Genomic DNA, 26,992 nt, shown 5'->3' with positions numbered 1-26,992 from the left:
CAGGTGGACGGGAGCGTGACCGGTGACGGACCAGGCGGTGGGCGGGGAGCACCTCCCGCCGGAGACGGCGGACGGGCCTGCCACGGCAGCACCCGGACAGCGGGCAGCGGGGTTCCGCCAGGACGGCGGAACCGCCCGTCCCCTGGTCCCCGCGGCCGTCACCGCCCCCTCCGCCACCGGGTTCGCCGGCCGCCGCCGCGAGCTCAAGGCGCTGCACGCCGATATCGCCCGGGCCGGCCTGGACACCCTCTCCGGCCGCAAGGGCGCCCGCAGCCGGGTGCTGCTGATCGCCGGCCGCCCCGGCTCCGGACGTACGGCCCTGGCCGAGGAGCTGCTGCGCGAGCTGGCCGACCACCATCCCGACGGTGTGCTGAGGGCCACACTGACCGGGCCGGGCGGCGAACCGGCCGACCTCGGCCGCGCCGCGCGCGACCTGCTGGCCGTGCTCGGCGTCGACGCCCCGCCGGGCGCCGCCGAGGACGAGCTGACCGAGCTGCTGCGCGGTGCGCTCGCCGGGCGCCGTGCCCTGCTGTTCCTGGACGACGCGCGGGGCGCCGAACAGGTCGAACCGCTGCTCCCCGACGCCCCCGACTGCCTGGTCGTGGTGGTCTCCCAGGGGCCGCTGACCGGCATTCCGGACGTCCGGCCGTGTGCCCTGGGCGGCCTGGACAGCGTGGCCTGTGTCGAGATCCTCAGCCGCTACGCCGGGCCGATCCGGATCACCGTCGACCCGCGGACCGCCGACAGCGTCGCCGAGGAGTGCGGCGGCCAGCCCGCCGCGCTGGTGCTGGCCGGTGCCTGGCTCGCCGCCCGCCCCAAGTCCTCGGTCGCCGATCTGCTCCAGGCGCTGCACGCCGTCCCGCTGCCCCCGGACCTGCCCACCGGCGCCCGCCCGCTGTTCCGTGCCTTCCGGCTCGCCTATGAGGCGCTGCCGGCGCCCGCCGCCCGCATACTGCGGCTGATCACCCTGGCACCGGCCGGCCTCGTGGACGCCCATATCGCCTCCGCGCTGGCCGGCTGCTCGGTGGCCGCGGCCGCCACGACGCTGGGCGACTTCGCCGCGCTCGGCCTGCTGCGGCCGGTCGCCACCGAGGACGACGGGGCTCCGGTCGCGAGTACGCCCGATCCGGCCCTGCGCCCGCAGTACCGGCTGCCCGGCTGCCTCGACCCGCTGGCGCGCGAACTGCTCCGGGAACACGAGCGCCCGGCCGACGTCCAGCTGGCCCGTGCCCGGATGCTGGAGCGGACCGTACGGCTGCTCCAGTCCTGCCGGGCGATGGGCGAGCCGGCCGATTCGCCCGCCCGGCAGAAGGTCGCCGGGCTGCCGCGCTCGCTGCGCTTCTCCTCGCGGAGCGCCGCCGCGCACTGGCTGCGCAGCCGTCGCGGCGCGCTGCTCGACGCCGCCCGGATCGCCGTCGCCGACGGTGAACTCGACACCCTGGACCGGCGGTTGATGGCCGCGCTGACCCGGACGCTGCTCGCGCACCAGGGCCCCGAGGCCGCCGCGCCGGACCTCTACGCACTGCACGGACTCGTCCTCCAGGTCGCCGAGCGGCGCGGGCTGCCGCGGGAGAAGGCCGCCGCCCTGCTGAACCTCGCGGACCTGGACGGCCAGGCCGGACGTACCGCTCAGGCGCTCACCCGTTACCGGGGTGCGCTGGAGGCGGCCCGCTCGGTGCAGGACCCGGTGGCGACCGGCCGGGCGCTGGAGTCGCTGGGCGGTACGTACACCGAGCTGGGCGACTGGCAGCGGGCCGCCGACTGGTACGGCCGGGCGCTGGAGCTGCGGCTGGCCCGTGACGAGGGCGGTGACGCGGCGCGGCTGCACGGCCGGATCGGTGGCGCGCACACCTACGCGGGCCGGTGGGGCGAGGCGCTCAAGGCCTGGCGGGCCGCCGTCGGGACGTACCGCAGGATCGGCGATGTGGCCGGCCAGGCGCGGGCGACCGGTGAGGTGGCCCGGGTGCAGGAGTACGCGGGGCGGCCCGAGGACGCGCTGCGGACCTGTCTCGAAGCCCTCGACATCGCCCGGAAAGCGGGCGACGGACGACTGGAGGCGGCACTGCAACTACGGATCGCGGACACCCTCGAGAGGCTCGGCGACCCAGCAGCCGCACGGCTCCATCGGGCCGTGGGGGAGCGACTCCTCGAAGATCACTCCAAGTGACCTGCGAAATCGGTGGTGCTTCTCGCAAGAATTAATGCTTTGCAAGGCTAGACAACGAGAGCTCCTTCAATAGACTGGCTGGGCCGCGTTCGGCGCGGTCAGTTCCGTCATGCAGCGCATGAGGGGATAATTCCTCCTGCACCCTCTCTTTCAAGGACCGTGATCGACGTGAAGGTCGGCATCCCCCGCGAGGTCAAGAACAACGAGTTCCGCGTGGCTATCACGCCCGCCGGAGTGAACGAACTCGTCCGCCACGGCCACCAGGTCTTCATCGAGAAGGACGCCGGTGTCGGCTCGTCCATCACGAATGAGGAGTACGTCTCCGCCGGTGCCTCCATCCTGGACACCGCCGATGAGGTCTGGGGCACTGCTGACCTGCTGCTGAAGGTCAAGGAGCCGATCGCGGAGGAGTACCACCGCCTCCGCAAGGACCAGACGCTCTTCACCTACCTGCACCTGGCCGCCTCCAAGGAGTGCACGGACGCGCTGCTGGAGTCCGGCACCACCGCGATCGCCTACGAGACCGTCGAGACGGCCGGCCGCCAGCTGCCGCTGCTCGCCCCGATGTCCGAGGTCGCGGGCCGTATCGCCCCGCAGGTCGGCGCCTACCACCTCATGCGCCAGGCCGGCGGCCGCGGCGTGCTGCCCGGTGGCGTCCCCGGTGTCCACGCGGGCAAGGCCGTCATCATCGGCGGTGGCGTCTCCGGCTGGAACGCGCTCCAGATCGCCGTGGGCCTCGGCTTCCACGTGACCCTGCTCGACAAGGACATCAACAAGCTCCGCGAGGCCGACAAGATCTTCGGCACCAAGGTGCAGACGATCGTCTCCAACGCCTACGAGCTGGAGAAGGCCGTCGTCGAGGCCGACCTCGTCGTCGGTGCCGTCCTGATCCCCGGTGCCAAGGCGCCGAAGCTGGTCACCAACGAGCTCGTCGCCAAGATGAAGCCCGGAAGTGTTCTTGTCGACATCGCGATCGACCAGGGCGGCTGCTTCGAGGACTCGCGTGCCACCACGCACGCCGAGCCGACCTTCCCGGTCCACAACTCGGTCTTCTACTGCGTCGCCAACATGCCCGGCGCGGTGCCGAACACCTCCACCCACGCGCTCACCAACGCCACGCTGCCCTACATCGTGGAGCTGGCGAACCGTGGCTGGGTCGAGGCGCTGCGCCGTGACCCGGCGCTGGCCAAGGGCCTGAACACGCACGACGGCAAGGTGGTCTACGGTCCCGTCGCCGAGGCCCACGGCCTCGAGCACGTCGAACTGCGCACCCTCCTCGGCTGAGGCGTCAACGAAGCGCGTCAACGCTGCATCACCGGCCGGGCCTTGTCGACAAGGCCCGGCCGGTCGCATGTCCAGCCCGCGGAACGCTCTATTCCGGAACGCCGGGTCCCAACTCGCCGCGAACGTGACCCTTTAGCCGATTCGCGCCCCCCTGAAACTTCGGTCCGATGCCATGTGCGCCCTTGACATCGGGGGTCCGGTTACCGACACATCGTGCCGGGTCCGGTGGATTGTGTTGCTGCGGACGCCCGACACGCCATAGAGTCGCCAACCGTCGGCATGGTGCCACGCTGACCTATCGATAAAGTTTCCTGGTCACATCCAAGGAGGTAAGACGACTTGTGAATGAGTCGACATTTACTCCCGGGGGTGGTCAACCAGGAGCGGTTGCACGGGGCCAGGGTCCCTCGGGGCTCGAGGCTGTCGGCTCCGTAGCGGTCCACACCTTCGCAGCCCACCAGAGCATTTCCACGACAGCCCACCAGAGCATGGACGGCCATCACGTGAACGCCATGGCCGGCGACCGGGGCAGTGGAGAACCCGCCCGTCTCGCCGACTACGACGACCTGCCCCAGGGGCACTTCTACGATCCGGACGCGGAGTACGAGCCGGACCCCGAATACGCCGCGACGCTCGCGCCGGACGCCGCGCGCCAGCGTCGAGAACGCGTCGGCCCGACCGGACGCCCGCTCCCTTATTTCCCCATCCCGGGACCGCTGTCCGACCACGGCCCCGCCAAAATCATCGCCATGTGCAACCAGAAGGGCGGGGTCGGCAAGACCACCTCGACCATCAACCTGGGTGCCGCACTTGCCGAATACGGACGACGGGTGCTGCTCGTCGACTTCGACCCCCAGGGCGCCCTGTCGGTCGGACTCGGCGTCAACCCGATGGAGCTCGACCTGACGGTCTACAACCTGCTCATGGAGCGGGGCATGGCGGCCGACGAGGTGCTCCTGAAGACCGCGGTCCCCAACATGGACCTGCTGCCCAGCAATATCGATTTGTCAGCGGCAGAGGTGCAGTTGGTCAGCGAGGTCGCGCGCGAGTCGACCCTCCAGCGCGCCCTGAAGCCGCTGCTGGCCGACTACGACTACATCGTCATCGACTGCCAGCCCTCGCTCGGTCTGCTCACCGTCAACGCGCTGACGGCGGCTCACAAGGTCATCGTGCCGCTGGAGTGCGAGTTCTTCGCGCTGCGCGGTGTCGCGCTGCTCACCGAGACGATCGAGAAGGTCCAGGAACGGCTCAACCCCGAACTGGAGCTGGACGGCATCCTGGCGACGATGTACGACTCCCGCACCGTGCACAGCCGTGAGGTCCTGGCACGTGTCGTCGAGGCCTTCGACGATCACGTCTACCACACCGTCATCGGCCGTACGGTCCGCTTCCCGGAGACCACCGTCGCGGGCGAGCCGATCACCACGTACGCCTCCAACTCCGTCGGTGCCGCCGCCTATCGTCAGCTCGCCAGGGAGGTGCTCGCCCGGTGTCACGCCGAGTGAGTCTGCCGGGCGCCGACGAACTGTTCCGTACCACCGGGGGCGTGGGGCTTCAGCCCTCCAGCCCCCGCCGTTCGGCGAACGGCTCCCCGGCCAACGGCGAGGCGCCCCGGGTGCCCGCACCGGCCGGCGAGCCCGATCCGGCGGACGGGCCGGAGGCGGCCACCGCGGTACGGCAGCGGCGGCCCGGGGCCGGCAGCTCGGACACCCCGGCGACGGCCGGTGACGGCGGACCGGCCACGCCACCGCGGGTGCCCGCCGTCGGTCCCTCGGCCGAGCACGGCGGCCGTGAGGCGGACGGCGACACCGGCAAGAGCCACCGGGCCCAGGCGGGGCAGGGTGGCCAGGCCGGTTCGGACGCGGCCGCGGCGGCCGCGCAGGCCGGTGGCCAGGGCCGCCGGCGCGGGGGATCCCGCGGTGCCAACCGCCGCCCCAGCGGCCGGGAACGGCACGACGAGAAGATCACCGTCTATGTCTCCGCCGAGGAGCTCATGGACCTCGAACATGCGCGGCTGGTGCTGCGCGGCGAACACGGCCTCGCCGTCGACCGCGGCCGGATCGTCCGCGAGGCGGTCGCCGTGGTCCTCGCCGACCTGGAGTCGCGCGGCGACGCCAGCATCCTGGTGCGGCGGCTGCGGGGGCGCTGACGCCCCGTCCCTGCCCGTGTGGGGGCGCGGCCGGTCCGGTGCCGCCGGTGCCCGCGGCGTGGCTGCTCGCCGTGGTGGCGGAGATTTCCTGCGGCGGCCGCCACGGTGCGGAAACGTCACGCCGCGCGAAGCCTGACGCGTCGGGTCGGACAGGGCGCGGGCGCCGCGGGATAGCCTGCCTCCTCGGCGGGGTCTCCCGCCCGTGACCAGCCCGTCGCCCCCGGCGCGGGACCGCAGCACCATGGACCGCGATGCCGACGACCAACGACGATGCCTCCGCGCCCCGCGCCCGTAGACCTCTTGGGCGGGGGGCGGGCGCGGACGCGGGGCCGGTGGCACCGGACGCCCCTGTGACGCCGGACGAGGCCGCGGTGCCGGACGGGTCCGGAGCGGCCGGGGTGCCGGAGGATGCCGACGCGTCACAGCTGGGCGCGTCACAGCCGGACGGGCCGCAGCCGGACGTGCCGCGGGGCGCCGCCGCCGAGGACGCGCCCGTCGCCGTTTCCGATGACGCTCCTGCCGCGGCCGTCCCCGATGCCGTCCCAGAAGCCGCTCCCGCCGAGGCTCCCCCCGAGGCCGGCGACGGCAAGTTCACCCTCCGGCTGGACAACTTCGAGGGACCCTTCGACCTCCTTCTCCAGTTGATCTCCAAGCACAAGCTGGACGTCACCGAGGTCGCCCTGTCCAAGGTGACCGACGAGTTCATGGCGCACATCCGGGCCATGGGGCCGGACTGGGATCTGGACCAGACCACGGAGTTCCTGGTCGTCGCGGCGACGCTGCTGGACCTCAAGGCGGCCCGGCTGCTGCCCGTGGCGGAAGTGGAGGACGAGGCGGATCTCGCGCTCCTGGAGGCTCGTGACCTGCTCTTCGCCCGGCTCCTCCAGTACCGCGCCTACAAGCGGATCGCGGACATCTTCAGCGGCCGGCTGGCGGACGAGGCCCGGCGCCATCCCCGTACGGTCGGGCTGGAGCCGCACCTCGCCGAGCTGCTGCCCGAGGTCGTCATCAGCACCGGAGCGGAGGGTTTTGCCAAGCTCGCGGTGAAGGCGATGCAGCCCAAGGCCCGGCCGCAGGTCTATGTCGACCACATTCACGCGCCGCTGGTGAGCGTGCGGGAACAGGCCGAGGTGATGATGGCGCGGCTGCGGGAGGCGGGCGAGAGCAGCTTCCAGGAACTGTGCGCGGACGCACCGGACACCCTCACCGTCGTGGCGCGCTTCCTGGCCCTGCTGGAGCTCTACCGGGAGCGGGTGGTGGTCCTGGAGCAGGAGGAGGCCCTGGGGGCGCTGAACGTCCGCTGGACGGGCGCGGAGGGGGCCGAGCCGGTGGTCACGGACGAGTTCGACCAGGAGCCGGGGCAGCGCGCCGCCGAGGCGGAGCGGAAAGAGCACGCAGAGAAAGAGCACGCAGAGAAGGAGCGGGCATGAGCGGCGTGGCCGACGGCGAGGCGTACGACGTCACGGAGACCGGTACGGAGGGCGCCTTGGGGGAGCGGTCCGGTGCGCCGGCCGGGACGCTGGGCGTGGCCGGGCTGGAGCTGAAGCCCGCGCTGGAGGCGGTCCTCATGGTCGTCGACGAGCCCGCGACCGAGGAACACCTGGCCAGGGTGCTGGAGCGGCCCCGCCGCGCGGTCGCGCTGGCGCTGCGCGAGCTGTCCGACGACTACACCCGCCAGGGGCGCGGATTCGACCTGCGGCTGGTGGCCGGGGGCTGGCGCTTCTACTCCCGTGCCGCGTACGCGGACGCAGTGGAGAGCTTCGTCCTGGACGGGCAGCAGGCCCGGCTGACCCAGGCCGCATTGGAGACTCTGGCCGTGGTCGCGTACCGTCAGCCGGTCAGCCGTTCCCGAGTCTCGGCCGTACGCGGCGTGAATTGTGACGGTGTGATGCGCACGCTCCTCCAGCGCGGACTGGTGGAGGAGGCGGGGACGGAACCTGAAACAGGTGCGATCCTGTACAGGACGACGAATTACTTTTTGGAGCGGATGGGCCTGCGAGGCCTGGACGAGCTCCCTGAGCTCGCACCGTTCCTTCCGGAAGCGGACGCGGTCGAGGGCGACTCACCGGAAGGTATCCCGTCGTTCGACGTAGACGACAGCGGCGACTCTCAGACGGATCATTGATGCGAAGCAGCGGCAGGAACAACAGGGACAGCGGCCGGGCCGACCACCGCGGCGCCGGCGGGAGCACCCCGCGGCCGAAGGCCGGGGGGAAGAGGGACGACAAGCAGCGCGCGGGCCGCCCCCGTCCCGAGGAGCGCCGCTACGACGTGGGCGGATCCGGCGGTCCCGGGGGCTCCTCGGACCGCAAGGACGAGCGCGGCGGCTCCAAGGGCGGTGGCTCCAAGAGCGGCGGCCCCAAGAGCGGCGGCCCCAAGAGCGGCGGCAGCCGGGGCGCGGCGGCCCGTGGGGGCGCCAAGGGCGGCCCGCGTACGGGCGCTGCCTCCAAGGGGTCCGGCCCCGGTGCCAAGGGCGGTCCGCAGCGCGGCCGGGGCCAGGCGCCTTCGCGGCCCCGGGAGCTGGACGCCAAGATCGAGGAGCGCAACCGCGCTCGGCACAACAAGCCGCAGGTCAAGACCCCCAAGACCTTCGGTGACGAAGAGGGCGAGCGGCTTCAGAAGGTGCTGGCCAGGGCCGGTATGGGCTCGCGGCGGGCCTGCGAGGAGCTGATCGACCAGGCGCGCGTCGAGGTCAACGGCCAGGTCGTCATGGAGCAGGGCGTCCGGGTCGACCCGGAGAAGGACGAGATCAAGGTCGACGGCCTGACGGTCGCCACCCAGTCGTACCTCTTCTTCGCGCTGAACAAGCCGGCCGGTGTGGTCTCCACGATGGAGGACCCCGACGGCCGCCAGTGCCTGGGCGACTACGTCACCAACCGCGAGACGCGGCTGTTCCACGTGGGCCGGCTGGACACCGAGACCGAGGGCATCATCCTGCTCACCAACCACGGTGAGCTGGCGCACCGCCTGACGCACCCGCGCTACGGCGTGAAGAAGACCTACCTGGCCGCGATCCAGGGCCCCCTCCCGCGCGACCTGGGCAAGCAGCTCAAGGACGGCATCCAGCTGGAGGACGGCTACGCCCGCGCCGACCACTTCCGGGTGGTGGAGAACACCGGCAAGAACTACCTCGTCGAGGTCACGCTCCACGAGGGCCGTAAGCACATCGTGCGCCGGATGCTCGCGGAGGCCGGATTCCCCGTCGAGCGGCTCGTCCGCACGAGCTTCGGCCCGATCCCGCTGGGCGACCAGAAGTCGGGCTGGCTGCGCCGGATGACCAACACCGAGGTCGGCATGCTGATGCGTGAGGTCGAGCTCTAGGTCCGCAGGGACCGCCGCGGGACCGCACGGCAGGAAATGCCTTGCGGCTCCGCAGCCCCACCCCTTAATGTCACTGTGACATTAAGGGGTGGTTTTTTCATGGTGTCCACGGGGTCCGCCGCTACCGGCTCGCTGATCGGGCTGGCTCTCGGCGATGCGCTCGGCTTTCCCACCGAGTTCAACGATGTGCCGTCGATCCTGGCCAAGTGCGGCCCGTGGCGGCGGATGCCGCTGCCCGATCCCGCGTTCGTCACCGACGACACCCAGATGACGCTGGCGCTGGGCCGCGGACTGCGCACGGCCCTGGGCCGCGGTCCGCTCACCGCGCAGGCCCTCGTGGGACCCGTGCGCGAGGAGTACGTCACCTGGTGGCGCTCGCCCGACAACAACCGGGCGCCGGGCGGCACTTGCCTCAGGGCCTGCCAACTGCTCAGCGACCGCGGCCGGCCCTGGGCCGAGGCCGCCCAGATGGGGTCGAAGGGCTGCGGCGCCAATATGCGGGTCGCGCCGATCGGGCTCGTCCCGGGGCTGAGCCCGCAGCAGCGCTCCGGTGCCGCACAGCTCCAGTCCGCGCTGACCCACGGGCACCCCACCGCGCTCGCCGCCGCCGATCTGACCGCCTGCGCCGTACGCGCCCTCGCCGACGGCACACCGCCCGCCGAGCTGCCCGCCCTGCTGCGCACGTACGCCCACGACCACCGCACCGTCTACCGGGAGGACTGGCTCGGCGACCTGTGGCGGCGGAGTCAGGACCCCTCCGCGGCGGACTTCACCGCCCGCGGCTGGGACGAGTGCCTCGGTGTGCTGGACCGGCTGGAGGCGGCGCTCGGCGCACCGGACCGGGAGGCCGACCCGTGCCTGGCCACCGGCGCCGGCTGGATCGCGGAGGAGGCGCTGGCCACCGGCCTGCTGTGCTTCCTGCTCTTCCCCGACGAGCCGCTCACCGCGCTGCGCCGGGCCGCCTGCACCTCCGGCGACTCCGACTCGATCGCCTGCCTCACCGGCGCCTTCGCGGGCGCCCGCCTCGGCGCCGGCGCCTGGCCCGAGGAGTGGGCCGCCCGTATCGAATACCGCGACGAGCTGCTGGCACTGGGGGAGGCCTGGGATGCGTGAGAACCCGACCGTCACCGAGACGGTCACCGGACGGGAGGCCGTCCTCCGGGCGGCCGGGCTGCCTGCCGTCGACCTGAATGCTGTGGTCGCGGAACAGGACGACCCGCTGGTCTTCGCGACGGTCTCCGGCGCGCATCTGTACGGCTTCCCGTCCCGGGACTCCGACGTCGATCTGCGCGGCGCCCACCTCCTGCCGGCCGCCGCCTTCCTCGGGCTGCACGAGCCCGACGAGACCCGGACCCGGATGTGGGACGAAGGGCGCACCGAGCTGGACCTCGTCTCGCACGACCTGCGCAAATTCGCCCGGCTGTTGCTGCGCCGCAACGGCTACGTACTGGAGCAGCTGCTCTCGCCCCTGGTGGTGCACACCACTCCCGTGCACGACGAGCTGATCGCGCTGGCCCCGGGCCTGCTCACCGCCCACCACGCGCACCACTACCGCGGCTTCGCCACGACCCAGTGGCGGCTCTTCGAGAAGACCGGCGAGCTGAAGCCGCTGCTTTACACGCTGCGGGTGCTGCTCACCGGCATCCACCTCATGGACAGCGGCCGGGTGCAGCCCCATCTGCCCACCCTGGTGGGCGAGCCGGCCGCGCCCGCCTACATACCGGAGCTGATCGCGGCCAAGGAGGCGGCCGAGCACGGCATGGCCGGTGCGGTGGTGGACCCGGCGCGGCTGCGCCGGGACATCGAGGCGCTGCACGCCCGGCTGGACGCCGCCCAGGACGCGACGGCCCTGCCGGACGCTCCCGGCGCCCGCGAGGCGCTGCACGACCTCATCGTCCGGGCCAGGACGGCCGGCGCCTCAGCCGAGCGCTGAGGCCCGCCGGGCCCGGAACAGGAAGTCCGCCACCCGGCCCCGGTCCGGCTCGGCCGGCAGCGGCGAGCCGGACACCGAGGCCTCGGCCTCCTCGGCCAGCCGCCCCATCCGGCGCTCCACCGCCGCCCAGTCCACCTCGCCGCGCCGGACCGCCAGCAGCTCCTCCCGGTCCTCGCCGACGTCCAGCGTGAGCGCGCCCGTACGGAGCAGATCGCGCGAGGAGGCCAGCAGCCGCAGCAGATGCATGGCGTGTTTCCAGCGGGGCGCACCGTGCTGCCGTACGTCGGCCCGCAGCTGCTTGAGCTGCCCGCCGGCATAGCCCGCGAAGGTGCGGTGGACCTGCCGGGACAAGAAGGCGTCGCGCAGCGCCAGCAGCTCCCGGCCGGTGCCGTCGATCCGCTCCACCAAGGGGGAGTGCAGGCACTCCAGGATGGTGGGGTTGGCACGCAGCGCCAGATGGCAGAACCGCTCCAGCTCCCAGGAGAACTCCTCCTCGCGCGGCCCCTCCACATGGGTCGGCGGCTTCTCGAAGCCCCAGAAGAGCGGGGTGGGTGCGAGGTACACCCCGCGCCGGTCGGTGTCGCTGGACTCCGTGGCCAGACCGAAGGCGCGCGAGCCCATCACGCAGGCGTAGACGGTGTGCTCGGCGACCAGGGTGTGACCTGCGGCGGCTTCGGACATGGCGGCGATTGTCGCTGGTGGAACGGCGGATGTCACCAGTTTTCAAGGGCGGAATGCGGCCCTCCGGAAGCGTGCTGACTGTCGGTGGGCGGCCGGTCGCGGCGCGCACGGACCGCCGTCCTGCCCCTCCGGCCGTCTCAGCGTCCGGCCGCCGCGTACGGATTGTCCGTGCGGCTGGTTACGCTGATCAGTGCGCGCACAGGTGCGTGACGCGGCACAGAACGCAGGGGAGCAGTGACGTGGCGGTACGAGCGGTCCGCGGGGCCGTCCAGCTGGAGCGGGACGACGCGCAGCACATGCAGGAGCAGGTCGGCGAGCTGCTCACCGCCATCCTCGAGCGCAACGACCTCCTCGCGGACGACCTGATCAGCGTGTGGTTCACCGCCACCCCCGATCTGCACAGCGACTTCCCGGCCGCCGCCGCCCGTGCCCTGGGCATCACGGACGTCCCGCTGATCTGTGCCCAGGAGCTGGACATCGACGGCGCCATGGAGCGCGTGGTGCGGGTGCTCGCCCATGTCGAGACCGGGCTGTCCAAGGCCGGGATCGCCCATGTCTACCTCGGTGCGGCCGGAGAGCTGCGGAAGGACATCGCGCAGTGAGGACCGCACTCGTCATCGGAACGGGCCTGATCGGCACGTCGGCCGCGCTCGCGCTGCAATCGCGGGGCGTCCGGGTCTTCCTGGAGGACCACGACCAGGCGCAGGCCCTGACGGCCGCCGCGCTCGGCGCGGGCACGGCCGAGGCGCCCGAGGGACCGGTCGACCTGGCCATCGTGGCCGTGCCCCCGGCCCATGTCGCGGCGGCCCTGGCCGATGCCATCCGCCGCCGGGTGGCCCGCGGCTACATCGACGTCGCCAGCGTCAAGGGCGGCCCGCGCCGTGAGCTGGAGGCGATGGGCTGCGAGCTGTCCGGCTACCTCGGCACGCATCCGATGGCCGGCAAGGAGCGCTCCGGCCCGCTGGCCGCCACCGCCGACCTCTTCGAGGGCCGGCCCTGGGTGCTCACCCCGACCCGCGACGGCGACACCGAGGTGCTCAACCTCGCCCTGGAGCTGGTCGCGCTGTGCCGGGCCGTCCCGGTGGTGATGGACGCGGACGCGCACGACCGCGCCGTCGCCCTGGTCTCGCACACCCCGCAGCTGGTCTCCAGCCTCGTCGCCGCCCGCCTCAGGGGCGCCGACGAGACCGCCGTACGCCTCTGCGGCCAGGGCATCCGGGATGTGACCCGGATCGCGGCCTCCGATCCCGCGATGTGGATCGACATCCTCTCGGCCAATCCCGGCCCGGTCGCCGATGTGCTGGGCGAGATCGCCGCCGACCTGGACGAGACCGTGCGGTCCCTGCGCGCCCTGGAGTCCGCCGACGAGCAGAAGCGCGGCGGCGGCGCCGGCGGTATCGAGGACGTGCTGCGCCGCGGCAATGCCGGCCGTGAGCGGGTGCCCGGCAAGCACGGCGCCGCCCCGGCCGCCTACGAGATCGTCGCCGTCCACATCGGCGACCAGCCCGGTGAGCTGGCCCGGATCTTCGCCGACGCAGGCCGGGCCGGGGTCAATATCGAGGACGTCCGCATCGAGCACGCCACCGGTCAGCAGGCCGGTTTCATCCAGCTCATGGTCGAGCCGCAGGCCGTGCCGGTGCTGACCGCGGAGCTGCGTGAGCGGGGCTGGTCCATCCGGCAGTGACCGCGTGGACGGCACCGTGCGGGTGAGCCAGTAACCTTGTCCGAGGCCCTTATGGCCTTGGACCCCCGCCCCGTGTACAAGAAAGGTGTTCGTCACCGTGGAAACCGCCGCTCGGACCGCCCCGGCAGCAGTGATTGTCGCCATCGACGGCCCCGCAGGCACGGGCAAGTCCAGCACGTCCAAGGCCGTCGCCGCCAAGCTGGGCCTCGGCTACCTCGACACCGGCGCCCAGTACCGCGCGATCACGTGGTGGATGCTGACCAACGGCATCGACGTCAAGGACGCGACGGCCGTGGCCGACGCCGCGGTCAAGCCCGTGATCGTCTCCGGCACCGACCCGTCCGCCCCGACCATCACGGTCGACGGCCTGGACGCCGCGGGCCCGATCCGCACCCAGGAGGTCACCTCCGCGGTCAGCGCGGTCAGCGCCGTCCCCGAGGTGCGGACCCTGATCACCGATCTCCAGCGCAGCATCGCCGCCGAGGCGCCGAACGGCATCGTCGTCGAGGGCCGGGACATCGGCATCACCGTCCTGCCCGACGCCGACCTCAAGGTCTTCCTCACCGCCTCCCCCGAGGCGCGGGCGGCCCGCCGCAGCGGCGAGCTCAAGGGCAAGGAGGCCTCCGACCTGGCCGCCACCCGCGAGGCGCTGATCAAGCGGGACGCCGCCGACTCCGGCCGTAAGACCTCCCCGCTGGCCAAGGCGGACGACGCCGTCGAGGTGGACACCACCGAGCTGACGCTGGAGCAGGTCATCGAGTGTGTGGTCACCCTCATCGAGGGCGCCGGCGCCGAAAAGGCAGGGCGGGCCGCCCGGTGACCGACAGCGGCGGGGCCCCGAGCGCGGCGGGCGCCGCGGTCGGCCGGCGGATCGGCATCGGCCTGATGTACGGGCTGTGGCGACCGCGGGTGCTGGGCTCCTGGCGGGTGCCGTCGGCGGGCCCGGTGATCCTCGCCGTCAACCACTCACACGGCATCGACGGCCCGATGCTGATGGGCACCTCGCCGCGGCCCGTGCACTTTCTGATCAAGAAGGAAGCCTTCGTCGGCCCGTTGGACCCGTTCCTGCGGGGCATCGGGCAGCTGAAGGTGGACCGCCACACCGTCGACCGCAAGGCGATCACCGACGCCCTCGGGGTACTGGAGCAGGGCGGAGCGCTGGGGATCTTCCCGGAAGGCACCCGCGGCGAGGGCGACTTCGCCTCCCTGCGGGCGGGCCTGGCCTACTTCGCGGTGCGCTCCGGCGCCCCGGTCGTGCCGGTGGCGGTGCTCGGCAGCAAGGAGCGCCACAGCCGGCTGACACCGGCCGTGCCACCGCTGCGGTCCCGCGTCGATGTCGTCTTCGGTGACGCCTTCGAGGCGGGCGACAGCAGCGGGCGGCGCACCCGTAAGGCGCTCGACGAGGCGACCGTACGGATCCAGGAGCGGCTGACCGCCCACCTGGCGGAGGCCAGGCGCCTGACCGGGCGCTGACCCCACACTTGAGTAGTGGGCCGCGGACGAGTGGCCCACCGATCACGATGATGAACGAGGAACGGACTTCATGAACGACCAGATCCCTACCGGCGACGAGCACGGTGCGCTTGGCGACGCCGAGTACGCGGAGTTCATGGAGCTCGCCGCGGAGGAGGGCTTCGACCTCGAGGAGGTCGGGGGCGACATCGCCGCGGCCGGCCACGGCCCGCTGCCCGTCCTCGCCGTCATCGGCCGCCCCAATGTCGGCAAGTCGACGCTGGTGAACCGCATCATCGGCCGCCGTGAGGCGGTCGTCGAGGACAAGCCGGGCGTCACCCGCGACCGTGTCACCTACGAGGCCGACTGGAACGGCCGCCGCTTCAAGGTCGTCGACACCGGCGGCTGGGAGCAGGACGTCCTCGGCATCGACGCCTCCGTGGCGCTCCAGGCCGAGTTCGCCATCGAGGCCGCGGACGCGGTCGTCTTCGTCGTCGACGCCAAGGTCGGCGCGACCGATACCGACGAGGCCGTCGTCAAGCTGCTGCGCCGCGCCGGCAAGCCCGTGGTCCTGGTCGCCAACAAGGTCGACGGCCCGTCGGGCGAGGCCGACGCCGCGATGCTGTGGTCGCTGGGCCTCGGCGAGCCGCACCCGATCTCCGCGCTGCACGGCCGGGGCACCGGCGACATGCTCGACGCCGCGCTGGAGGCGCTGCCCGAGGCCCCCGCGCAGACCTTCGGCACGGCCCTCGGCGGCCCCCGCCGGATCGCGCTGATCGGCCGCCCGAACGTCGGCAAGTCGTCGCTGCTGAACAAGGTCGCCGGCGAGGAGCGGGTGGTCGTCAACGAGGTGGCCGGCACCACCCGCGACCCGGTCGACGAGATGATCGAACTGGGCGGCAAGACCTGGAAGTTCGTGGACACCGCCGGTATCCGCCGCCGGGTGCACCTCCAGGAAGGCGCCGACTACTACGCCTCGCTGCGCACCGCGGCGGCCGTCGAGAAGGCCGAGGTCGCCGTCGTCCTGATCGACGCGTCCGAATCCATCAGCGTCCAGGACCAGCGCATCATCACGATGGCCGTGGAGGCCGGGCGCGCCCTGGTCATCGCCTACAACAAGTGGGACACCCTCGACGAGGAGCGCCGCTTCTACCTGGAGCGGGAGATCGAGCGGGACCTCGTACAGATCCCGTGGGCGATGCGGGTGAACGTCTCCGCGCGCACCGGCCGTCACATGGAGAAGCTGGTCCCGGCGATCGAGACCGCGCTGGCCGGCTGGGAGACCCGTATCCCCACCGGGCGGCTGAACGCCTTCCTCGGTGAGATCGTCGCCTCCCACCCGCACCCGATCCGCGGCGGCAAGCAGCCCCGCATCCTGTTCGGCACCCAGGCGGGCACCAAGCCGCCGCGCTTCGTCCTCTTCGCCTCCGGCTTCCTGGAGGCGGGCTACCGCCGCTTCGTCGAGCGGCGGCTGCGTGAGGAGTTCAGCTTCGACGGGACGCCGATCCACATCTCCGTGCGGGTGCGCGAGAAGCGCAGCAAGAAGAAGTAGCGGCAGCTCCCGGGCCGTACGGACCGCTCAGCGGCCGTGCGGCCGGGAGTCCCGCTGCGCCGGTGGCAGCGCCGCCGGGGCATGGCCCCGCGGGTGGTAGGGCTGCCGGCTCACGACCTCCCAGTGCGCCGCGGACTCCGTCGTACGGCTCCAGTTCCCGCTGGCATGCAGCGCCTCCGAGATCTCCGGCTCGTCCGTACGGTCCCCGGGCAGGGCACGGAAGGAGCGGCGGTACTCGGCGTACAGCGCGTCGTAGATCGGCGTGGCCGAACCATGGTCCGTGAGGTGCGTCGTCGCGGGTTCGTAGGACGGGCGCATGCCGGGGATCGGGTGGGTGTACGGGGCGCGGGAGGAGGGGTCGTATGCGTGCACGTATGTGCCAACGACCCCGATGCCCGCGGGATGCGGCTTTCGTGCGGAAATGGCTGATCGCGAGGGCATGACCGTCCGGAATGGCGGTCCTGCCCCCGCGATCGGGTGCCGAGGGGCTGTCAGGTGCCGGCCAGCGGCATCTCCGCGGCGACCAGGGCGCCCCTCGCCGCGGCGTTCTCCAGCGCCTCCCGCATCAGGTCCTCGCGGGGCTGGTGGCCGATGGAGCCGGCGGGCGCCGCGTACATCACCACCGACTGCGCCTTGTTGGCCGCGGTGCGCCAGCCGTCGGAGACGGCGAGCGGCTGATGGGCCTGCCACCAGGCGGCCTGCTGGCCGGTGTTGCCCGGCTGGAGGACGGCGTGCAGCTTGCCCATGGCCAGCAGGGCGGACCAGCCCGGGTTCGGGCGCGGGAGCTGGTTCATGTCCGTCACGGGGTGGAACCCCTGCTCCAGGAGCAGCGGAAGGAAGTCGTCGTCGGGGCCGACCGAGCCGGGACGGGCGATCGGGCCGTCGGGCTCGACCACCAGGGCCGGGCGCAGGTCGCCGTCGATCAGCACCAGACCGCAGGTGATCCCGAGGGTCGCCTGGCGCGGGGTGGTGGGGGCCGGGGCGGCCGGGGACGGCTGCGATCCGGGGGCGGGGGCGGCGGCGTCCTCTCCGGTGATGGAGCGTACGGCTCCCTGGAGCTGCTCCTCCGACACCGGGACGACCTGCGAGGGGATGCAGGTGGCGTGGGCGAACGCGAGCACCGCGGTCTCCTCGCCCACGAACAGGACGGTGCTGGTGCGCTCCTGCTCGCTGTCTCCGGGGGTCCGGCAGGAGGTGCAGTCATAGCTGCCGGGGGCGTCGCCACCGGCCAGCAGGCGGTCGGCTTCTTCGTCGCCGATCTCGGCGCGAACGTCGTCGCTGACGTCGAGCATGCGCGGCACGGGTGGCTCCTCGATCTCTGTGCGTCTGCCGGGTGGTCTCCCGGCTCGTACAAGGACAACGGGTGACCTGCGGCAGGAGTCACGCGAGGAAGGGAACGGAATCGAACCAATCGCCGCACAGTGGAAATCCATGGAAAGCCGCCACAGAAGCGGTCACATAACGCCAACTCTTGCGCAGAACCTGGTGCAGTCGGCGGCGTTCCGTACACCGGACCGGGTGGGAGTGCGGGTCCGCGGGCGTGGCGCCCTGGTCAGCGGTGGACGGCTGCTTACCGTCACCGGCTATGTCGGACAACTCTTCGGCGCCCCGGCGCCTCGTGGGATCCGTCGGGCTGCTCACCGCGGCGGCCGCTGCCCTGGTGCTGTGCCTGCCCGGCGCCGCTGCTGCCGACGGGCCGGACGGCGGCGGTAACGGCGGCAAGAGCGCGCACGCCTGCTCCGCCGACCAGTGGCCATGGGGCTGCCTCGCCGAGTGCGAGAGCAGCGGCGACTGGCACATCAACACCGGCAACACCTTCTACGGCGGGCTCCAGTTCTGGCAGCCCACCTGGGAGGCCTTCGGCGGCCTCGACTTCGCGGAGCGGGCCGACCTCGCCAGCCGCGGTGAGCAGATCAAGATCGCAAAGCGGGTGCAGGCCGCCCAGGGATGGGGCGCCTGGCCCGAGTGCGCCCAGCGCTACGGGCTGATCCCGCGCGCCCGGACCCATGTCGTACGGCGCGGGGAGACGCTCGGCGAGATCGCCGAGAAGTACCGCGTGAAGGGCGGCTGGCGGGCGCTGTACAGCGCCAACCGCTCGACCATCGGACCGGACCCCAGCAGGCTGTCGGTCGGCACCAGGCTGCGGCTCCCGCAGGCGGCGAAGTCGCACTCCCGGTCGGCGCGCGACGACTGACGGGCGGACGGCCGGAGTTCGCAGGCGCCCGGACGGTGTCCGGCGTCCCGGCGCGCTCCGGCGGAAGGCCTGGTCACGCGGGCAACGGCGGAGGGGATTCGGGGCGTTGGGGTTCCGTTCCACGGCTACCGATGACCTAACTTTTGCGGAACAACTTGGCGAAAGGCCCAACCAGGAACCCCATTTCGCGGTCCTACCGTTCAGCAGGGGATGCGTCGCGCCGTCGGGAGGGGGGCGCGACGCATCCCACGGGGACCGGAACGACCGAAGACCAGGGGACACGGGGACGGATGCACATCTCATTCCTGATACACAATGCCTACGGCATAGGGGGGACGATCAGGACGACGTTCAACCTCGCGCGTACGCTGGCCGAGCGGCATGACGTCGAGATCGTGTCCGTACTGCGCCACCGCGACGACCCGGTCTTCGACCTCGGTCCGCGCGTCGCACTGCGGCATCTCGTGGACATCAGGGAGAACAGCCCGGGCTACGAGGGCGCGGACCCCGAGCACACCCGCCCCGCCAGGGTATTTCCCGCCGCCGAGGGGCGCTACGGCCAGTACAGCGAGCTCACCGACCGCCGGATCGCCCAGCATCTGCGCCGGACGGAGACGGACGTGGTGGTCGGCACCCGTCCCGGACTCAATGTGCACATCGCCAAGCAGGCACGCCGCGGCCCGGTCCGGATAGGCCAGGAGCATCTCACCCTGGACACCCACAACCGGGCGCTCAAGCTGGCACTGCGCGGCGCCTATCCGCGCCTCGACGCGGTCACCACCGTCACCGAGGCCGACGCCCGCGCCTACCGCCGGACGCTGCGGCTGCCCGGTGTGCGCGTCGAGGCGGTGCCCAACAGCGTGCCGGAGCCCGCCCTCCGGCCCGCCGACGGCAGCGGCAAGTGGGTCGTCGCGGCCGGCCGGCTCGCCCGCGTCAAGCGCTACGACGTCCTCATCCAGGCCTTCGCCCGGGTGGTCGCCGAGCGCCCCGACTGGCGGCTGCGGATCTACGGCGGCGGCGCCGAGAAGGCCGCGCTGCGCGCCCTGATAGACGAACTCGGCCTGTACAACCACGTCTTCCTGATGGGGCCGGCCAACCCTCTGGAGCCCGAGTGGGCCAAGGGCTCGATCGCGGCGGTCTCCTCCAGCCTGGAGTCCTTCGGGATGACGATCGTCGAGGCCATGCGCTGCGGCCTGCCGGTCGTCGCCACGAACTGCCCGCACGGCCCCGGCGAGATCATCGACGACGGGGTGGACGGCAAGCTGGTGCCCGTCGGCGATCCGGAGGCCATGGCCGGCTCGCTGCTCACACTGATCAACGACGACGCCGCCCGCAAGCGGATGGGCGAGGCCGCGCTGGCCTCGTCGGCCCGCTTCGACCCTGCCGAGGTCGCCGGACGCTATGAGGCGCTCTTCGGGGAGCTGCTCGCCCGCAGGCGCGGCAACCAGCTGCGCGGCAGCCTGCATCGCGCCCGTGGAGCCCTGCTCAGCGGCGCATACGCCACCAAGGATGCGGCCTGCGCCGTGCTGAGAGGGGTGCGGACGGCATGACGGCGTCGAGCCAACTGACCGTGACCGGAGACGATATGAAGGAGCCCTCTGCCATCGACCAGGAACCCATGGTTCCGGTGAGCGCGGGAACCGACGGCCCCGAGGGGCCCCAGGAGCGGAGCGACGAGGTGGAGCTGAGGGCCGACTGCATCGCGGACTCCGCCGGCGGCCTCACCTTCGACCTGAACGCCCCTCAGGACACCCACACCGCCTGGAACGCGGCGCTGGTGCTGCGGCTGCGCGGCGGCGACGGCGCCGACGACGAGGTACGGCTGCCGCTCGGGCCCAACGGCGCCGGGCGGCTGCGCGCCGTGCTGCCCAGCACCGTCGCCCTCGCCGAGGGCCGCTGGAACGCCTACGCCGACTTCGGTGACGGCGGGGACCCGCGGCGCCTGCTGCCGGGCGTCAACGACCTGCGGTCGCTGGTGGACCGCAGGCCGCTGGCGGGCATCGGCCGGCTCGGTGTGCGCATCCCGTACGCGACGAAGTTCGGCAATCTCGCGCTGCGCAGCTGGCTGCGCGGCCCGCACGCCGAGGCCGGTGACATCCTCGTGGCGCCCGACGGCATGACGGTCGCCGGCCGGCTCTACGGTGCCGCCCCGGCCGCCGGTGCCTGCGCCGAGGCCCGCGCCCGCCGCACCCCGGCCTCCTCGGACACCGGACCGGCCACCGTCACCGTCCCGCTGACCGTCGAGGGCCAGGAGTTCACCTTCACGCTGCCCTACGAGGAACTGGCAGGACGGTGGGAGCAGGGCAACGAGCCCTGGGACCTGTGGCTGCGCCCCGCAAAGGGGGCCCGGCCGGTGCGCATCGCCCGTCTCCTGGACGATGTCGCCGACAAGAAGCAGGTCTTCAGCTACCCCGGGCTGCCGGTGCGGACGGACGCGGGAGAGCTCAGGGTCGGCCCGTATTACACGCTCGACAACGACCTGGCCGTACGGGTCGCCGGACCGGCCGAGAGCTGACGGAACGCCGGCTGCGGTCCCGGCGGCGCACCGAGGACCGCAGCTGTCCGCAACGGCTGCGAGACTCGGGCCATGTTGGAGACCTCGGCACGTCTGCTCCGCCTGCTCTCGCTGCTCCAGGCCCACCGGGAGTGGTCCGGCGCGGAGCTCGCCGACCGGCTCGATGTCACCCCGCGCACGGTGCGCCGGGACATCGACCGGCTGCGCGAGCTGGGCTACCCCGTCCACTCCGCGCCCGGGACGGCCGGCGGCTACCGGCTCGGCGCCGGCGCCGAACTCCCGCCGCTGCTGCTGGAGGACGAGGAGGCGGTGGCGGTCGCGGTCGGGCTGCGCACCGCCGCGGCAGGCGGCGTCGAGGGCATCGAGGAGGCCTCCGTACGGGCGCTGGCGAAGCTGGAGCAGGTGCTGCCGCACCGGTTGCAGCGCCAGGTCGGTGCGCTGAACGCCTTCACCGTCCCGCTGCTCGGCGGCGGCGGCCCCCGGGTGGACCCGAACCTCCTCACCGAGCTCGCGCACGCCTGCCGGGACTGCCACCTGCTCCGCTTCGACTACACCGCCCACGACGGCACGGTCTCCCGGCGCACCGTGGAACCGCACCGCCTGGTCTTCGCCCGGCGCCGCTGGTACCTCGTCGCCTGGGACACGGGCCGCGCCGACTGGCGCACCTACCGGGCCGACCGCCTCACCCCCACCCCGCCGCACGGCCCGCGCTTCACCCCCCGCCCGCCGCCGGCCGAGGATCTCGCCGGGTATGTCTCCCGGGGCATCTCCACCCACGCCTACGCCCGGCAGGCCACCGTGCTGCTGCACGCCTCGCTGGAGCAGGCGGCGGAACGCATCGGTCCCGCCGCCGGGACGCTGGAAGCGGTCGACGAGCGGCGCTGTCTGCTGCGGACCGGTGCGCACAGCCTGGAAGTGATGGTGTTCCACATCGTGATGACGGGTTTTGACTTCGAGGTCCGTGAACCGCCGGAGCTGATCGGTCACATTCAGGCGATCAGGGACCGGCTGTCCCGGGCACTGGCGGCATCGCCGTCGGCTGCTTCCCCACCTCGGGATGGTGCAGATCGAACGCGGGGGACTCGGAGCGGATCTTCGGAAGAGTCGTGAAGTTGTGCCGGGGCGGCGGCGAGGAGGTCGCCCACTCCAGGGAGCGGCCGAAGCCCCAGGGGTCGTCCATGGTGATCCGTGCGCCGTGGCGGGTGGTCGTCCAGACGTTGTAGAGGAAGGGCAGTGTGGACAGGCCGAGCAGGAAGGAGCCGACGGTGGAGAGGGTGTTCAGGGCGGTGAAGCCGTCGGCGGCCAGATAGTCGGCATAGCGCCGCGGCATTCCTTCCACGCCCAGCCAGTGCTGGACCAGGAAAGTGGTGTGGAAGCCGATGAACAGTGTCCAGAAGTGGATCTTTCCCAGTCGTTCGTCGAGCATCTTGCCGGTGAATTTCGGCCACCAGAAGTAGAAGCCCGCGTACGTGGCGAAGACGACCGTCCCGAAGACGACGTAGTGGAAGTGGCCGACGACGAAGTACGAGTCGGTGACGTGGAAGTCCATCGGCGGTGAGGCGAGGATGACGCCGGTCAGCCCGCCGAACAGAAAGCTCACCAGGAACCCGATCGACCACAGCATCGGCGTCTCGAAGGACACCGAGCCGTGCCACATGGTGCCGATCCAGTTGAAGAACTTCACCCCGGTCGGCGCCGCGATCAGGAACGACATGATCGAGAAGAACGGCAGCAGCACCGCCCCCGTCACGAACATGTGGTGCGCCCAGACCATCACCGACAGGGCCGTGATGGCCATCGTCGCGCCGATCAGCATGACGTAGCCGAAGATCGGCTTCCGGGAGAAGACCGGGATGATCTCCGTGATGATGCCGAAGAACGGCAGCGCGATGATGTAGACCTCGGGATGGCCGAAGAACCAGAACATGTGCTGCCACAGCAGCGCACCGCCCCACTGCGCCTCGAACACCACCGATCCGAACTGCCGGTCCGACTCCAGCACCAGCAGCGCCGCCGCCAGCACGGGGAACGCCATCAGCACCAGGATCGAGGTGAAGAGGATGTTCCAGGTGAACACCGGCATCCGGAACATCGTCATGCCGGGCGCCCGGAGCGTGATGATCGTGGTGATGAAGTTGACGGCGCCGAGGATCGTGCCGAAGCCGGCCAGCGCCAGCCCCATGATCCACATGTCGGCGCCGATGCCGGGGGAGCGGACCATCGAGTTGAGCGGGGCGTAGGCCGTCCACCCGAAGGCCGGGCCGCCGAACGGTGTGAGGAAGCTGCCCAGCACGATCAGGCCGCCGAAGAGGAAGAGCCAGTACGAGAACATGTTCAGCCGCGGGAAGGCCACGTCGGGCGAGCCGATCTGAAGCGGCATGATCTCGTTCGCGAAGCCGGCGAAGGCGGGGGTGGCGAAGAGCAGCAGCATGATCGTGCCATGCATGGTCAGCGCCTGGTTGAACTGCTCAGCGTCGATGATCTGGAGCCCGGGGCGGGCCAGTTCGGCGCGCATCACCAGCGCCAGCAGACCGCCCACCAAGAAGAATCCGAACGCCGTGATCAGGTAGAGATGCCCGATCTTCTTGTGGTCGGTGGTCGTCAGCCAGTCGACCAGCACCGCCCCGCGGCGCCGCGCCCCGGGAGGCCGGACGCGCGCCCGGTCGGTGTCCGTAACCATCCGCTGCACCTCGTTCGTCGAAGGTGTACTGGGCCCGGGACATGATGCTCGCGCCGGGAGCGCAGAGCGAGTGGGCGCTCCGGTCCGTTCCGGTGGGATCGGGCGGGCCGTTGGGCGGGCGTACGGAGGGGCCGGCGAACGGGCCGGGAGGGTACGGGACCGGCAAGCGGGGCGATGTGCGGGAAATGTGTGCGGAGTGTGTGTCGTCGGGCAATTTCGGGACGGCCGATAAAGGGCGTCGGGTAAAGGGAATCCGACGCCGCCGGGGGATTGTTTTCGGACGTCGTGTTGCGCTGTGCCGAGTGACCGCGCCCGTTTCACATTCGATCAAGGTGGAATTTCGGCTGTTTAATTTTCCACCCGGTTGCGCCATCACACGGCGCGTAAGGGTGACGGAAGTTCCGGCAAACGTACGAACGTGCGCTGTGACACAAGTGTGACCAATGCCGGACCGGAAAGTCACCGGGGCGTGCGACGGCCCGGCCTTCCATGGGCCGTCGCGGGCGCCTACGGTGGCTGTCATGGCTGACGTACCGAACCTTCCCGACAACCCTCAGGACGACATGGAGGCGTATGTCGGCCTCGCTCGGCAGGACGCCGAAGAGCAGGCCAGGGCGCGTGGCTGGACCACCGTCCGCTCGCTGCCCCCGGGCGCGATCATCACCATGGAGTTCCTGGCCGGCCGGCTCAACTTCGAGGTCAAGGACGGCACGGTGCACCGCACCTGGCAGGGCTGAGCGCCGCACATACGACGAAGGCCCTGGCCGCTCCGTGGGGAGCGGCCAGGGCCTTCGCTGCGGGGTGGGGGTGTGCGTACCGGCCCCGCGGCTCGTGGGACGGTCAGCCGTTCCCGTTGCGGCCGCGCCCGGTCGTCGGGCTCAGCGGCGTGGTGCGCGGGACGCGGTCCGCGTGCGGCGGTCGCCGGCTGCCCGCCGGGGTGACCGGAGCGCGCTCCGAGCGGATGGTGTACGGGCGTGGCGCGTGGTGCGGCCAGCCGTCCGGGGCGTGGGCGGACCGGCCGCCCGTGCCGGCGGAGATCGTCTCGCGGACGAGCACCTCCCCGTCGGAGGCGATGCGCTGCCGGGACACCCCCGGGGCCAGCGAGCCGACCGGCAGCGGGCCGCGCAGCGAGTCGGGGCGCAGGCGCAGCCACAGACGCAGCAGCACGCCCATGAGGCGGTCCTCGAACCAGGTGATCCCGGGCTCCAGCCACGGCATCGCCAGCAGCACCAGCAGCCCCGCGGCCCAGCCGAGCAGCACATCGCTGACCCAGTGGGTGCCGAGGTAGACCGTGGTCATGCCGACGCCCAGCGCGCCCAGCGCGGCGATCACCGACAGCGAGCGGCGGCGCAGCGAGGTGGTCGCCAGGTAGGCCAGCACGCCCCAGGTCACCACGGCGTTCGCGGTGTGACCCGAGGGGAATATGTCGCCGCCGAGTCCCATCTCGTTGGCGCCGACCACGGTCGCGTAGTGCGGGCCGAGCCGGCCCATGCCGAGCTTGGCGGCGCCCACGGTGATGTTCAGCAGCAGCAGCGAGGCGCCGAGCACCAGCAGCGGGTGGAGGTTGCGCTGGCGCCAGCAGCGCCAGCCCAGCCACGCCGCCACCGCCACCGCGGTCGGTCCGCGCTGCCCCAGTACAACGAAGTAGTCGAGGAAGGCATGGATCTCAGGCCACTGCTTGTAGGGCCTGAAGAACATGACTTGCCAGTCGAACGTGACCAGCCATGAAGTGGCCAGCACCCCGGCCACGATCGCGAGGTACACCGCCATGGTTCCCCAGAACAGCCACAGGCGGGTCCGGGTCATACGGGGCGGTCGGACGCGATCGGTCGGGCGCTGATCCTCCATCTGGTCGAGCTTGTCATCGGTACGCACTCAATCGACGTTACCGCGTGTGATGTAGGTGCTTGGTCAAACTGTGCGCTTTGTAATGACGATGTGATGTGGAATGTGTCTCAATCGGGGCTTCGGCGCGGGGATTTGGAAGCGAATTCCCGGCGATTCCCAATGAGCTCCCGGGGATCCGCGTGTCGTGCCCCCGAGCGCCTTATCTGCTTTTCCCCGGCAGAGTTTATCGGCCCTTTGCTCGGAGGTGGCGCGAAGTTTCCCGGGAGGGGTGGTGACGGAACGGGATCATTCGGTCACACGGGGCTTCGGGTCATGCCGCGTCACGGCGGCCCCGACCCGTTCAGCCAGAACGCCCCGTACGCCGCGGAGCCCGCCGTCACCAGGCCGATGGCCAGCCAGGCCCGTACCGGCCGCGCTCGGGCGAGGGCGACCGCCGGCGGCAGCAGCAGCGGGTAGGCCGGCAGTATCAGCCGCGGCTTGGAGCCGAAGTAGCCCTTGGCGGTCAGTGCGAGCAGCAGCACCGTCCCGCCGTAGACCGCCAGCGGCAGTGGCTGGCCCTGCCGTACGCCGTGCAGGTACAGCCAGATCACCAGCGCGACGCCGACGAGCAGTCCGAGTCCGGCCGCGAACGTGGGCCCCGAGAGCTGGTGCCAGATGAAGACGGCGAAGGCGATGCCCCCGTCGAAGCCGTTGCCCCAGCCCCCCTGGACGTCGAGATAGCCGGTGAACGAGCCCTGTTGCGCCCCCACCCACAGGAAGAAGCCGCACCAGCCGAGCGGTGCCAGCAGCACGCCGGGCAGCATGCCGGGGTGGGCCCGCAGCGCCGCGCGCAGCCGTACGCCGCCGGCCCGCTGCCGCCACAGCGTCACCGCCGCGGTCAGCCAGACGGCCGCGACCACCGCGGCACCCACCGGCCGGGTCAGCCCGGCCAGCGAGGCCAGCACCCCCGCCCATATCCACCGCCCGCTCAGTACGGCGTACATGCCCCAGGCCGCGAGCGCGGTGAAGAGCGACTCCGAGTACGCCATCGACTGCACGATCCCGACCGGCAGCGCGGCCCACAGCGCGGCCAGGGCGATTCCGGCCCGCGGCCCGTGCAGCCGCTCACCGGTCGCGTACAGCGCCCAGGCCGCGGCCAGCGACGCCAGCCAGGCCACCACCATCCCCGCGTCGGCCGGCGACAGCGGCGAAACGGCCGACAGTCCCCGCTCCAGCCACGGCAGCAGCGGGAAGAAGGCCAGGTTGGAGTGCACATCGCCGTTGGGCAGCTGGACGGTGTAGCCGTAGCCCTGCTCGGCGACCCGGGTGTACCAGAGCGCGTCCCAGCGGGCGGTCAGCAGCGTGTGCCAGTCCTTGCCGTTGACCGTGGACCAGACCGCGAGGACGACGAGCCCCAGCAGCCGGATCGCCGCGAAGGCCGCCAGCGCGGGCGCGGCCGCGCGCAACGCGGCCCGTACCGCGGGCGCGTCGCAGAGCGGCCGGCCGGGAACGCCGGCGGAGGCAAGATCGTTCATCGGGACGATTATCCAGGT

General features: G+C 71.9%; 25 protein-coding genes. 19 read left to right on the top strand and 6 right to left on the bottom strand.

The genetic code is table 11. From position 1 onward, the window contains the following. Positions 1-22 precede the first annotated feature (22 nt). The 9 genes from M8I34_RS22660 (at position 23) to M8I34_RS22620 (ending at position 10,854) form a co-directional block, all read left to right on the top strand. On the top strand, positions 23-2,167 hold the full coding sequence (locus M8I34_RS22660; protein WP_250051780.1) for a tetratricopeptide repeat protein: 2,145 nt from the start codon (positions 23-25) through the stop codon (positions 2,165-2,167). 168 nt (positions 2,168-2,335) lie between these two features. Then, positions 2,336-3,451: an alanine dehydrogenase gene (gene ald, locus M8I34_RS22655; RefSeq protein WP_030990104.1), complete on the top strand. Its 1,116-nt coding sequence runs from the start codon at positions 2,336-2,338 to the stop codon at positions 3,449-3,451. A 341-nt stretch (positions 3,452-3,792) separates the two neighbouring features. Further along, on the top strand, positions 3,793-4,956 hold the full coding sequence (locus M8I34_RS22650) for a ParA family protein (protein ID WP_078889665.1): 1,164 nt from the start codon (positions 3,793-3,795) through the stop codon (positions 4,954-4,956). Then, the gene (locus M8I34_RS22645) at positions 4,953-5,600 is read left to right on the top strand and encodes a hypothetical protein (protein WP_250051836.1); all 648 of its coding nucleotides are present in this window, start codon (positions 4,953-4,955) and stop codon (positions 5,598-5,600) included. The genes M8I34_RS22650 and M8I34_RS22645 overlap by 4 nt, the downstream gene beginning before the upstream one ends. Before the next feature lie 251 nt (positions 5,601-5,851). Then, on the top strand, positions 5,852-7,030 hold the full coding sequence (locus M8I34_RS22640) for a ScpA family protein (protein WP_250051778.1): 1,179 nt from the start codon (positions 5,852-5,854) through the stop codon (positions 7,028-7,030). Continuing rightward, a complete protein-coding gene (gene scpB, locus M8I34_RS22635; RefSeq protein ID WP_250051776.1) occupies positions 7,027-7,725 on the top strand; it encodes an SMC-Scp complex subunit ScpB in 699 nt (232 codons plus the stop codon). The genes M8I34_RS22640 and scpB overlap by 4 nt, the downstream gene beginning before the upstream one ends. Further along, a complete protein-coding gene (locus tag M8I34_RS22630) occupies positions 7,725-8,921 on the top strand; it encodes a pseudouridine synthase (protein WP_250051775.1) in 1,197 nt (398 codons plus the stop codon). The genes scpB and M8I34_RS22630 overlap by 1 nt, the downstream gene beginning before the upstream one ends. A gap of 99 nt (positions 8,922-9,020) precedes the next feature. Beyond that, positions 9,021-10,034 carry an ADP-ribosylglycohydrolase family protein gene (locus M8I34_RS22625; protein WP_250051773.1) on the top strand — a complete coding sequence of 338 codons (1,014 nt, stop codon included), beginning with the start codon at positions 9,021-9,023 and terminating at the stop codon, positions 10,032-10,034. After that, entirely contained in the window at positions 10,027-10,854 is an 828-nt protein-coding gene (locus M8I34_RS22620; protein ID WP_250051771.1) for a DNA polymerase beta superfamily protein, read from the top strand. The genes M8I34_RS22625 and M8I34_RS22620 overlap by 8 nt, the downstream gene beginning before the upstream one ends. On the opposite strand, the gene M8I34_RS22615 is transcribed toward M8I34_RS22620, so the two are convergent. Then, complete coding sequence (locus M8I34_RS22615) at positions 10,840-11,535, bottom strand: DNA polymerase beta superfamily protein (RefSeq protein WP_250051769.1); 696 nt, start codon at positions 11,533-11,535, stop codon at positions 10,840-10,842. The genes M8I34_RS22620 and M8I34_RS22615 overlap by 15 nt on opposite strands. A gap of 239 nt (positions 11,536-11,774) precedes the next feature. Here M8I34_RS22615 and aroH point away from each other — a divergent pair, with 239 nt between their 5' ends. The 5 genes from aroH to der all read left to right on the top strand — a co-directional run bounded on the left by aroH (position 11,775) and on the right by der (position 16,223). Beyond that, positions 11,775-12,137: a chorismate mutase gene (gene aroH, locus M8I34_RS22610; RefSeq protein ID WP_250051767.1), complete on the top strand. Its 363-nt coding sequence runs from the start codon at positions 11,775-11,777 to the stop codon at positions 12,135-12,137. Continuing rightward, positions 12,134-13,219 carry a prephenate dehydrogenase gene (locus M8I34_RS22605; protein WP_250051765.1) on the top strand — a complete coding sequence of 362 codons (1,086 nt, stop codon included), beginning with the start codon at positions 12,134-12,136 and terminating at the stop codon, positions 13,217-13,219. Before aroH ends, M8I34_RS22605 begins: the two co-directional genes overlap by 4 nt. An 85-nt stretch (positions 13,220-13,304) precedes the next feature. Beyond that, positions 13,305-14,039, top strand: coding sequence for a (d)CMP kinase (gene cmk, locus M8I34_RS22600; RefSeq protein ID WP_244415705.1), 735 nt, complete (start codon positions 13,305-13,307; stop codon positions 14,037-14,039). After that, positions 14,036-14,692: a 1-acyl-sn-glycerol-3-phosphate acyltransferase gene (locus M8I34_RS22595; protein ID WP_030990123.1), complete on the top strand. Its 657-nt coding sequence runs from the start codon at positions 14,036-14,038 to the stop codon at positions 14,690-14,692. The genes cmk and M8I34_RS22595 overlap by 4 nt, the downstream gene beginning before the upstream one ends. A 70-nt stretch (positions 14,693-14,762) precedes the next feature. Next, the gene (gene der, locus M8I34_RS22590) at positions 14,763-16,223 is read left to right on the top strand and encodes a ribosome biogenesis GTPase Der (RefSeq protein ID WP_250051762.1); all 1,461 of its coding nucleotides are present in this window, start codon (positions 14,763-14,765) and stop codon (positions 16,221-16,223) included. A gap of 27 nt (positions 16,224-16,250) precedes the next feature. Here der and M8I34_RS22585 read toward each other — a convergent pair whose 3' ends face one another. Together M8I34_RS22585 and M8I34_RS22580 are read right to left on the bottom strand one after the other, a co-directional pair. Next, on the bottom strand, positions 16,251-16,595 hold the full coding sequence (locus M8I34_RS22585; protein WP_250051761.1) for a hypothetical protein: 345 nt from the start codon (positions 16,593-16,595) through the stop codon (positions 16,251-16,253). 119 nt (positions 16,596-16,714) lie between these two features. Beyond that, a complete protein-coding gene (locus tag M8I34_RS22580; RefSeq protein WP_244415707.1) occupies positions 16,715-17,524 on the bottom strand; it encodes a hypothetical protein in 810 nt (269 codons plus the stop codon). Positions 17,525-17,808: 284 nt separating this feature from the next. On the opposite strand from M8I34_RS22580, the gene M8I34_RS22575 reads away from it, so the two are divergent. The 4 genes from M8I34_RS22575 (at position 17,809) to M8I34_RS22560 (ending at position 22,042) form a co-directional block, all read left to right on the top strand. Then, the gene (locus M8I34_RS22575; RefSeq protein WP_250051759.1) at positions 17,809-18,417 is read left to right on the top strand and encodes a transglycosylase family protein; all 609 of its coding nucleotides are present in this window, start codon (positions 17,809-17,811) and stop codon (positions 18,415-18,417) included. A gap of 290 nt (positions 18,418-18,707) precedes the next feature. Continuing rightward, the gene (locus M8I34_RS22570; RefSeq protein ID WP_250051757.1) at positions 18,708-19,967 is read left to right on the top strand and encodes a glycosyltransferase family 4 protein; all 1,260 of its coding nucleotides are present in this window, start codon (positions 18,708-18,710) and stop codon (positions 19,965-19,967) included. Continuing rightward, positions 19,964-20,932 (top strand): hypothetical protein, encoded by a 969-nt coding sequence (locus M8I34_RS22565; RefSeq protein ID WP_250051755.1) that lies wholly within the window; start codon positions 19,964-19,966, stop codon positions 20,930-20,932. Before M8I34_RS22570 ends, M8I34_RS22565 begins: the two co-directional genes overlap by 4 nt. A 72-nt stretch (positions 20,933-21,004) precedes the next feature. Continuing rightward, complete coding sequence (locus M8I34_RS22560; RefSeq protein ID WP_250051753.1) at positions 21,005-22,042, top strand: YafY family protein; 1,038 nt, start codon at positions 21,005-21,007, stop codon at positions 22,040-22,042. Here M8I34_RS22560 and ctaD read toward each other — a convergent pair. Beyond that, positions 21,930-23,612 carry a cytochrome c oxidase subunit I gene (gene ctaD, locus M8I34_RS22555; RefSeq protein ID WP_250051751.1) on the bottom strand — a complete coding sequence of 561 codons (1,683 nt, stop codon included), beginning with the start codon at positions 23,610-23,612 and terminating at the stop codon, positions 21,930-21,932. The two genes, M8I34_RS22560 and ctaD, sit on opposite strands and share 113 nt — an antisense overlap. Positions 23,613-24,133: 521 nt before the next feature. Between ctaD and M8I34_RS22550 the strand changes: the two genes are divergently transcribed. Beyond that, complete coding sequence (locus M8I34_RS22550; protein ID WP_030990139.1) at positions 24,134-24,349, top strand: I78 family peptidase inhibitor; 216 nt, start codon at positions 24,134-24,136, stop codon at positions 24,347-24,349. Positions 24,350-24,452: 103 nt separating this feature from the next. On the opposite strand, the gene M8I34_RS22545 is transcribed toward M8I34_RS22550, so the two are convergent. After that, positions 24,453-25,487 carry a phosphatase PAP2 family protein gene (locus tag M8I34_RS22545; RefSeq protein ID WP_250051750.1) on the bottom strand — a complete coding sequence of 345 codons (1,035 nt, stop codon included), beginning with the start codon at positions 25,485-25,487 and terminating at the stop codon, positions 24,453-24,455. A 293-nt stretch (positions 25,488-25,780) separates the two neighbouring features. Then, entirely contained in the window at positions 25,781-26,974 is a 1,194-nt protein-coding gene (locus M8I34_RS22540; protein WP_250051748.1) for a hypothetical protein, read from the bottom strand. Positions 26,975-26,992: the final 18 nt, after the last annotated feature.

Source organism: Streptomyces sp. MCA2 (assembly GCF_023544705.1).
GTDB classification, from domain to species: Bacteria; Actinomycetota; Actinomycetes; order Streptomycetales; family Streptomycetaceae; genus Streptomyces; species Streptomyces decoyicus.
Note: the sequence above shows the minus strand (reverse complement) of the source record. Positions and strands in the feature narration are given on the sequence as shown.